This window comes from Streptomyces himastatinicus ATCC 53653, assembly GCF_000158915.1.
GTDB classification, from domain to species: Bacteria; Actinomycetota; Actinomycetes; order Streptomycetales; family Streptomycetaceae; genus Streptomyces; species Streptomyces himastatinicus.
The window spans coordinates 4502393-4505466 of the sequence record NZ_GG657754.1 but is presented as its reverse complement, the minus strand read 5'-3'; the positions used below and the strand labels follow the sequence as shown (position 1 = coordinate 4505466).

At 71.8% G+C, this 3074-nt stretch carries 3 protein-coding genes; 2 read left to right on the top strand and 1 reads right to left on the bottom strand.

Annotated elements, in window-relative coordinates; translation table 11 throughout:
- Positions 1-35 precede the first annotated feature (35 nt).
- Entirely contained in the window at positions 36-707 is a 672-nt protein-coding gene (locus SSOG_RS18595; RefSeq protein WP_039938033.1) for a hypothetical protein, read from the bottom strand.
- Positions 708-1054: 347 nt separating this feature from the next.
- Here SSOG_RS18595 and SSOG_RS18590 point away from each other — a divergent pair, with 347 nt between their 5' ends.
- Both SSOG_RS18590 and SSOG_RS53685 read left to right on the top strand, forming a co-directional pair.
- Positions 1055-2203: a rod shape-determining protein gene (locus SSOG_RS18590; RefSeq protein WP_009715790.1), complete on the top strand. Its 1149-nt coding sequence runs from the start codon at positions 1055-1057 to the stop codon at positions 2201-2203.
- A 167-nt stretch (positions 2204-2370) separates the two neighbouring features.
- Positions 2371-3074 (top strand): DUF6049 family protein (locus SSOG_RS53685; protein ID WP_245606328.1); only part of this gene is annotated, 704 nt, incomplete at its 3' end.

Here is a 3074-nt window from a genome sequence, read left to right as displayed (position 1 = left end):
CGGGGCCTTCCCTGTGTGCCGTGTGGGCGCTTCGGTCAGCGGTTGCTGAGCCGGAACGCGGTACCGGCGGCGGCCACCGGGGAGAGGATCATGAAGATCCAGGTGATCGCGTCGGCGTCTTCCTTCCAGCCGTCGAACAGGTCGCCGAAGTGCTCGAAGAAGATCTCGTTCGCGTCCGGGATGTTGGCGGAGGCCGCCGCGGCGCCACCGATCTTGTCCACGTAGTTGGAGGCCGCGTCGCTCATGATCATCGCGTAGCCGTACAGCTCGCCGAGGAACACGGCGGCGAGCGCCAGCACCGCGCCGACCACCCACAGCCCGACGTTGCGGCCGCCGAGCTTGAAGACCACGAAGCCGACGAGCGCGCCGAGGGCGACACCCGCGTACGCGAACTTCGTGACCTCCGGCGGGTTCGAGTCGGTGTCCGCGAGCGAGCTGAGCAGGAACGCGTACGCCACCGCGCCGATGAGAGCGGCCACAACGGCGGCACCGACCGCGGCGAGCGGGTTGCCCTGGCGGCCCACCTGCGGCGCGGGCGGCGGGAAGCCGCCGCCGAACTGCGGCTGGGGAGCGCCGGGCTGGGGCTGCTGGGGCTGCCCCTGCGGGTAGCCGTAGCCGGGCTGCGGCGCGGCGGGCTGCTGCGGGTAACCACCCTGCTGCTGCGGGTAACCGCCTGGCTGCTGCGGCTGCTGCCAGTTCTGGCTCATGAAATCCCCCGGGGATGAAGGTGATTCGCGTTCAGGGACAGCCGTGACCCAAGGCGCGGCGACGGCGGGAACGCGAATGATTCGAGCCATAAAGTAACAGGAGTGCATGACAACCAGACAAGTCACGTCTGGGGTCCGTGACACGCCTGGGACCAGACAGAGACATGGTGTCCCGGCAAAGACGGATATTGATCCGCTATTCGGTGACGCGCCTGGTGATCAGTAACTCTCGGTGCCGCAACGGTGGTACGCCGACCCTGGCCGCAACCCGGTAGTGCGGATCCGCACGGTGGAGCGAATCTCAGCACTGACAGGACAGAATCCGGCATAAGCAATAATGTCAACTTATGGCGCAGAACAAGTCGTTCACTGGGCGAGACATGGGCATCGACCTCGGCACCGCGAATACGCTGGTGTACCTGCGGGGCAAGGGCATCGTGCTCAACGAACCGTCGGTCGTGGCGGTCAACACGGCCGACGGCAATGTGCTGTCGGTGGGTTCGGCGGCAAAGGAGACCATGGGGCGGACCCCGACGAACATTGTCGCCGTTCGACCGCTCCGGGATGGGGTCATCGCCGATTTTGAGGTCGCCGAGCGCATGCTGCGGTACTTCATCAAGAAGGTGATGGGCAGCCGTCGGCTGGCCCGCCCCCGCGTCGTCGTCTGTGTGCCGTCCGGCATCACCGGTGTCGAGCGGCGCGCGGTGATGGAGGCGGCGACCCAGGCCGGGGCGCGGCAGGTGCATCTGGTCGAGGAGCCGATCGCGGCGGCCATCGGCGCGGGCCTGCCGGTGAGCGAGCCCACCGGCTCGATGGTCGTCGACATCGGCGGCGGTACGACGGAAGTCGCCGTCGTCTCGCTGGGCGGCATCGTCACCGCGCGCTCGGTGCGCACGGCGGGCGATGCGATGGACGTCGCGATCAGCACGTACGTCAAGAAGCAGTACGCGCTGGCCATCGGCGAGCGGACCGCCGAGGAGATCAAGGTGTCCATCGGGTCCGCCTCACCGACCGGCTCGTGGTCGGCGCCGCGCGCCGGGGCGTTCGTCCGGCAGATCGAGCGCAACGTCGAAGTGCTCGACAACGGTGACAACGAGGACACCCAGGCGCTGCTGCCGCCCGACCGCTGTACCATCCGCGGCCGGGACCAGGCCACCGGTCTGCCCAAGGTCCTCGAACTCACCGCGGACGAGGTGCGGCACGCGCTCGCCGAGCCGGTGGACAGCATCGTCGCCGCCGTCCGGTCCACCCTGGACGAGACCCCGCCGGAGCTGGCGGGCGACATCATGGACCGCGGCATCGTGCTCACTGGCGGCGGTGCGCTGCTGCGCGGTCTGGACGTACGGCTCGGCCGCGAGCTGGACATCCCGGTGCTGGTCGCCGACGATCCGCTGGACTGTGTCGCCGTCGGCACCGGCCGCTGTGTGGAGGACTTCGCCTCGCTGCGGGCCGCGATGGACGCCAGCCCGCGCCGCGCCGACACCGTGCGGGTCTGAGGCCGTGCGCGTCTGAGGCCGTGCGGGTCTGACACCGTGCGGTCCGAGGCCGTGCGGGTCTGACGCCGCGCCATCCCACCATCGGGCCGCCCCGGCGTGCGGCCCGGGTGCCGCCGTGGTGGGCTGATGAGCGGGCCGGATCGTCAGGCGGGAGGTACGGCGGCGAGGTGACGGCAGGAGCACGGGCGTACGGGTGGACGATCGCCGTGGCGGTCGCGCTGCTCCTGCCCTGCGGGCCCGCCACCGCGGCCGCCCCGTCCGTGCGCGCGCCCGCAGCGCGGCATGCGCCCGCCGCCCGGGACGCCCCCGCCCCGCGCCCGTACCCGCTCACCGTCGCACTGCGGTCGCTGAGCCCCGCCGTGATCCGCCACGACGGCGAGGTCAGGATCAGCGGCACCGTCACCAACACCTCCGGACGGCGCGTCACCGGCGCCCACATCGGCGTGGCGCTGAGCGCGGCCGGGGCCGCCGACACCCGCGGCGCCCTCGCCGTCCACGCCGGGCGCACCGTCCTCACCCGCGCCGACGGCACCGAAATCACCGCCCACACCGCCCGCCTCGCCCGGCTCGACGCCCACGCCGGGCGCCGCTTCGACCTGACCGTGCCCGTCTCCGGCCTCGGGCTGGAGGGCGCGGGCGCGTATCCGCTCACCGTGACCGCGGCCCGTCCGGACGGCCGGGTGCTCGGCCTGACCCGCGGCCAGCTGCCCGTCTACCCCGACGGCACCGCCCTGGAGCGGCTGCGCACCACCGTCCTGTGGCCCGTCACCGACGTTCCGCATATGGAGGCGCTGACCCGGCGCACGGGCGACGACAGCGTGCTGCCGGTCTTCCGTGACGACGCGCTGACCGCCGCGTTCGGCCCCGGCGG

What these genes read in the sequence shown, in the direction of transcription:
- SSOG_RS18595 (WP_039938033.1), bottom strand. Translation starts at nt 707, where the DNA reads ATGAGCCAGAACTGGCAGCAGCCGCAGCAGCCAGGCGGTTACCCGCAG.
- SSOG_RS18590 (WP_009715790.1), top strand. Translation starts at nt 1,055, where the DNA reads ATGGCGCAGAACAAGTCGTTCACTGGGCGAGACATGGGCATCGACCTC.